Source organism: Pseudoalteromonas sp. S327, assembly GCF_005886415.1.
In the GTDB taxonomy this organism is placed as follows: Bacteria; Pseudomonadota; Gammaproteobacteria; order Enterobacterales; family Alteromonadaceae; genus Pseudoalteromonas; species Pseudoalteromonas atlantica.
The window spans coordinates 79,161-85,466 of sequence record NZ_PNDP01000025.1 but is presented as its reverse complement, the minus strand read 5'-3'; the positions used below and the strand labels follow the sequence as shown (position 1 = coordinate 85,466).

The 6,306-nt window shown below is 40.9% G+C and carries 4 protein-coding genes; all 4 read left to right on the top strand.

What is annotated here, in order from left to right; translation table 11 throughout:
• Positions 1-1,134: 1,134 nt before the first annotated feature.
• The 4 genes from CWB60_RS08755 to CWB60_RS08740 all read left to right on the top strand — a co-directional run bounded on the left by CWB60_RS08755 (position 1,135) and on the right by CWB60_RS08740 (position 6,279).
• Positions 1,135-2,505 carry an MATE family efflux transporter gene (locus tag CWB60_RS08755; protein ID WP_138580028.1) on the top strand — a complete coding sequence of 457 codons (1,371 nt, stop codon included), beginning with the start codon at positions 1,135-1,137 and terminating at the stop codon, positions 2,503-2,505.
• 4 nt (positions 2,506-2,509) lie between these two features.
• The gene (gene uvrB, locus CWB60_RS08750) at positions 2,510-4,504 is read left to right on the top strand and encodes an excinuclease ABC subunit UvrB (RefSeq protein ID WP_054983410.1); all 1,995 of its coding nucleotides are present in this window, start codon (positions 2,510-2,512) and stop codon (positions 4,502-4,504) included.
• Positions 4,505-5,458: a class I SAM-dependent methyltransferase gene (locus CWB60_RS08745; RefSeq protein WP_138580027.1), complete on the top strand. Its 954-nt coding sequence runs from the start codon at positions 4,505-4,507 to the stop codon at positions 5,456-5,458. It abuts the gene before it with no gap.
• 149 nt (positions 5,459-5,607) lie between these two features.
• On the top strand, positions 5,608-6,279 hold the full coding sequence (locus CWB60_RS08740) for a tRNA (adenine(22)-N(1))-methyltransferase (protein WP_138580026.1): 672 nt from the start codon (positions 5,608-5,610) through the stop codon (positions 6,277-6,279).
• Positions 6,280-6,306 lie beyond the last annotated feature (27 nt).

The window sequence follows — 6,306 nt, the reverse complement described above, 5'->3', positions numbered from 1 at the left end:
CCGCCTCCCCGACTCGAACGGGGGACCTGCGGATTAACAGTCCGTCGCTCTAACCAACTGAGCTAAGGGGGAAGCGTCATGCCTTTCAACGGGGCGAAATATTAATGATGGAGCCGCAAAGTGTCAACATATAAAAGTCATAAATTTAAAAAAGAAGTTTATTCGTTGTTTTTATGTTCGATCTGCGCATTTTATAACTCTATTTATGCAAAACACGGCGGCAAATCTCTATTTAGACTCACACCAATGTGAAAAAAACAGCGCCGATAAAATAGCCATTGTTTAATTTATATGTAAAAAATGCCGCTGAGATAAAATTTATCGCGGCAAATCAGTAAATTTGTATTTAACCTGGTTGTCATAAAACCGAGTATAAATTTAGCTAGCAGATCTTTTTAAAAAATCCAGCAGGGTAGTTTTTTCGTATTACGGCATTTAAGAGGGGTTAAACTAATAAAGCCGTGGCTGAAAACTTTATTTTAAAAAGCTGTACAAAAACAAAACAATCAATAAGTTGCTAAATATTTGCGTTAACTAAATAAGTCACTTATAGCTGTATTAGGCACAAAGATTTGGCTTAGCTTAATTTTTTGTTTGCAAGCATTGATAAGTTTTTAACTTTAACTTTGAGTAAAGGTTGGACCTGAGCTGAATTTTAGCCAGCGCGCAAGCCTTTATAAATGCGGGCTGAGCTGAGTTATCCACGGTTTCTGTGGATAACTCTGTTTATGAAACTTTAAGAACACTGTCCCGACCAGAGTTTTAGGGCGCTACAACGATTTCAAGCTTTTAAAACGATTTTTTTATTACTATAAAAAACATAGGGTTATAAATGCATGCCGAATTACCATGCAACGATGAGTAAATTAATTCGTTACGATAAAGATTAATACCGCGCTGTGTAAAAATTCAGCGAATTTGCAGGGTTAAATGTTAAAAAAGTAATAAAAATGTTCACTTATTGTTTTTTGGCGCTCTAAGGGCGTATTTGTGCACAAATGCTTAAAAATTCAACTTTAGCTATTTTTTTAATTGTTGCTTTATTATTAGTATGAAATCCATTGATAAATCCGTGGCTTGAATTGCTATGATGCTTTAAAATGGCTCGCTCAGTAAAAGAGGCTTATTTATTCCATGCGCGAAACTTCACATTCTCAATCACGCCCAGATTTACTTAACGATCCCATCTTGCCTACATTGAAAAAAATGACCATCCCGATGATATTTGGCATGGTCACGCTAATGATGTTCAATATAGTCGATACATTTTTTATCAGTATGTTGGGCACAGAGCCCCTTGCGGCGGTAAGCTTTACGTTTCCGGTAACCTTTACGGTAATAAGCCTAGCCATAGGTTTAGGTATTGGCACATCAGCGGTGATAGCGAAAGCCTTAGGCAGTAATAAAATAGAAGAGGCGCGTTTTGATGCCAGTGTGTCGCTTATTGTGGCGCTACTATTAGTTATTTTACTTTCGTTTGTTGGATATTTACTAATCGACCCAATATTCACTTTATTAGGGGCCGGACAATTAGTGCTGCCACTTATTCATGAGTATATGAATATTTGGTTTATTGGCAGCGTATTTTTAATTACCCCCATGATAGGTAATTCGGTATTGCGAGCCAGTGGCGATACTAAAACACCCAGCATAGTAATGGGTGGGGCAGGGCTTATTAATGCCATACTCGATCCTATTTTGATATTTGGCTGGGGCCCAGTACCGGCATTAGGCATTCAAGGTGCCGCTATTGCCAGTGTTATTGCCTGGGGCGTAGCGGTTATTATTATTTTATATGTGCTGGGCATTAAAAAGCGGCTATTAAGCTTAAAAGCCGGTAATCAAACTGCGGCAAGCGCAATTAAAAAAGTACTTAAAATAGGTTTACCCGCAGCGGGGGCTAACATGCTTACCCCAGTAGCAATGGCAGTGATGACCGCACTCGTTGCCAATCATGGACCCGAAGCGGTTGCCGCTTTTGGTGTGGGCAGCCGTATTGAATCAATTGCCAGTATCTTAGTGCTGGCCTTATCGATGACATTGCCTCCTTTTGTTAGCCAAAACTTTGGGGCGGGTAAATTAGGCCGCGTAAGAGAGGCGTACATTGGTACGCTTAAATTTGTGATGATATGGCAATTTGCTATTTATATTTTACTCATTGCGCTGTCAGGGGTAATAAGCCAATTATTTGGTAAAGAACAAGCTGTAATCGATGTTATTAAGCTCTTTATATACACCATACCGCTAAGTTATGGTTTTCAAGGGGTGATCATTTTATCAAATTCATCGTTTAATGCTTTACACAAACCGATGAATGCATTGTTTTTAAGTATTATTCGTTTGTTTGTGTTTTACCTGCCTTTTGCTTATGTAGGCAGTATGCTAGGTGGTTTAATTGGTTTATTTATTGGCGCTGCAATCGGTAATGTATTCACAGGGTTAGTCGCGTACAAATGGTTTGTAAAAGAGCTAGATGCAATATGCAGTAACACGGTAACGGAGTAAATGAATGAGTGATCACTTTGAGCTAAAGTCACAATTTAAACCCGCGGGCGATCAACCCACAGCGATTAAACAGCTTGAAGAAGGCTTAGAAGCCGGGCTTGCGCATCAAACCTTACTCGGTGCTACAGGTACAGGTAAAACATTTACCATGGCCAATATTATTAGCGATTTAAATCGCCCAACAATAATAATGGCGCATAATAAAACACTTGCCGCGCAGTTATATGGAGAAATGAAAGAGTTTTTTCCTAATAATGCAGTTGAGTATTTTGTATCTTACTACGATTACTACCAGCCAGAAGCCTACGTGGTTGCCAGCGATACGTTCATAGAAAAAGACGCCTCTATTAATGAGCACATAGAGCAAATGCGTTTAAGTGCTACTAAGGCATTGCTTGAGCGCCGCGATACCATAATAGTGGCTTCTGTGTCGGCTATTTATGGTTTGGGCGACCCCGACTCATACATGAAAATGATGCTGCTTTTAAAAGTAGGCGAACAGGTCGACCAGCGCGATATGCTGCGCCGTTTAGCTGAGCTGCAATATACCCGTAACGACATTGACTTTAGCCGTGGTACTTACCGTGTACGTGGCGAAGTTGTTGATATATTTCCTGCCGAGTCAGACACCTATGCAGTACGCGTAGAAATGTTTGATGACGAAATAGAGCGCCTTAGTATTTTTGATCCCCTTACAGGTGCGGTAGAAAAGCACATAGTTCGTGCCACTATTTACCCTAAAACGCACTACGTAACGCCTCGCGAAAAAATTCTTGATGCCATAGAAAAAATAAAAGCTGAGCTTAAAGAACGCAGAGCGCAATTATTAAGTGCCAATAAATTAGTAGAAGAGCAGCGTATAGCGCAGCGAACGCAATACGACATAGAAATGATGACCGAGCTTGGTTATTGCTCGGGCATAGAAAACTACAGCCGTTATTTGTCGGGGCGTACACCGGGCGATCCACCACCCACATTACTCGATTATCTTCCTGATGATGCATTAATGATCATCGATGAATCGCACGTAACCGTATCGCAAATAGGTGCCATGTATAAAGGCGATAGAAGCCGTAAAGAAAACCTAGTTGAATATGGCTTTAGAATGCCATCGGCGATGGATAACCGCCCATTGCGCTTTGAAGAATTTGAAGCGATAGCACCGCAAACGATTTATGTATCGGCAACGCCGGGTGATTTTGAATTAGAGCGCAGCGCAGGCGAAGTAGCAGAGCAAGTTATACGCCCAACGGGCCTGTTAGACCCAGAAATAGAAATACGCCCTGTAGGCACTCAAGTAGATGATTTACTCTCAGAAATTTATAAATGTGTAGAAAAAGGTGAGCGAGTACTGGTTACTACGCTTACCAAGCGTATGTCTGAGGATTTAACCGATTACTTAAGCGAGCACAATGTAAAAGTACGTTACCTGCACTCAGACATAGACACAGTAGAACGCGTTGAAATAATTCGTGATTTACGCGCCGGTGTGTTTGATGTGTTAGTGGGTATTAACTTATTACGAGAAGGTCTAGATATGCCAGAAGTGGCGCTAGTTGCCATTTTAGATGCCGATAAAGAAGGCTTTTTACGCTCAGCACGTTCGCTTATTCAAACCATTGGTCGTGCTGCTCGTCACCTCGACGGGCGCGCCATTTTATATGCCGACAAAGTAACTAAATCGATGGAAAAAGCGATTAGCGAAACCCAGCGCCGCCGCGAAATACAACACGCCTTTAATATAGAGCACGGCATTGAGCCGCAAGCCTTGGTTAAAAAGATCACCGATATTATGGATGTGGGCGAAGAAGCCGCACCACAAGATAATCTTAAACTGGTACGTAAAGAGTCTAAAAAAATACTCAGTGCTAAAGAAATTGCCACACAAATTAAACAGCTTGAAAGCAAAATGCATGCTTATGCCAGCGATCTTGAATTTGAAAAAGCCGCGTCTGTACGCGACGAAATACACGAACTACAACAACAGTTGATTAACTAAATGACACCCGATTTTTCGCCCCTAATCAGCGCGCTTGAAGATGCGCCATTACTACAAAACGAACTATGCCGCGTATTTCATGGCCGCGGCCATAGCTTGGCATCGCTAAGCCATATTAATTTAGACTTTTATCCGCCAAGCTTGTTTTTAATTTCGTACGATGAAATTGACGAAGCCACGTTAAATACACTGACCAGTACCCTTTGGGCGTGGGCGCAGCAGCATCACCCTGAATTAATATCTGCATTGGTGTATCAACAGCGCGCGGGTGTACAAAGCAGTAATCGTTTAGTGCATGGTAATCTTCCCTCGCCACATGTGGTAAAAGAAAACGGCATTGGTTTTTTAGTGGATTTAACAAGCCGCCAAAACACCGGAATATTCCCCGATATGCGAAGTGGGCGTGAGTTTGTCTCTGCCAATAGTAAACATGCAAAAGTACTTAATTTGTTTTCATACACGTGTGGTTTTTCGCTTGCGGCAATGCAAGGCGGGGCTGATCACGTTATGAACATGGATATGAGCAAAGGCGTACTTAAAGTCGGTAAGCAAAACCACCAACTTAATGGTTTTGAGCGCGGAGTGAGTTTTTTACCGCACGATATTTTAAAGTCGTTTGGTAAATTAAAAAAAGCAGCGCCGTTTGATTTAATTATTGTAGACCCGCCAAGCTTTCAAAAGGGCAGCTTTATTCTAACTAAAGATTATCAAAAGGTGCTGCGCAGATTACCCGAACTACTGTGCGATACCACACAGCTTTTATTATGCGCTAATAGCCCAGAGCTTAGCGAAGATGCGTTTAAAGCTTTAATAAACGAGCACACCCAAGGAGCAATAGAATTTGTTGAGCGCCTTGCACCAACGGCCCGTTTTGTAGAAGTAGACAGCAATAAAAGCTTAAAAGCGTTAGTGTATAAAACGGCGCATACCGCAACTTATACCAATTCGCAATAATACTTAATCATTTTAAGGGGCTAAACGTGTCGCTATCTGTGTTAAAAAAACTCTCATTTAGAACAACTAAATAGCGAATTTTTTGCCTAGCTATCAACACGTTTTTCCAGCCTCAAAATAGATCACTTAATTAAGCTAATTGGTATTAAATGAAACTGAGTAAGCGTTTAAACGCAATTAATGCGTTAATTACTAACCCCGTTGATGTTATTTGGGATTGCTGCTGCGATCATGGTTACTTAGGCATTGCACTATTAAAGCGCCGCGCTGCAAAACAGGTTAATTTTGTAGATGTGGTAGATAAAATAATGGCCGAGCTGAGCGAGCACCTTACAAATATTAGCCAAACACTGCCAAGTGATGCGCAATATAAAGTACATTGCCAAGATGTAAGAGAAATAAAGCTCGTTCCAAATGCGTTAAATACTGTGGTTATTGCAGGTGTTGGCGGCGAGCTGTTACTAAAACTTGTTGCCGGCATTATTAAAAACAATTGCGCTGCATCTGTAGCAAGCACCCGCTTTATAGTTTGCCCTATACACCATACTTATCATTTGCGCAGTGGTTTAGCCAAATTAGGCTTAGGCCTTGAAAGCGAGCAATTAATCACTGAAAACAACCGCTATTATGAGCTTATAGAGGTAAGTCAACGTAGCACAGCGTTGCTCACATCTACCGGTAACAGCATGTGGGATTTAAATAATGCATCGCACAGGCAATACCTTAAACAGTTACTCACTCATTATAATAAAATGCTTAATAAAGATGAGCTTTATTATCAAAAAGTTATAACAGATTATAAAAAACTCAGCGACGCTTAAAAATGGCTTATTTAGCGCTAATAGTGT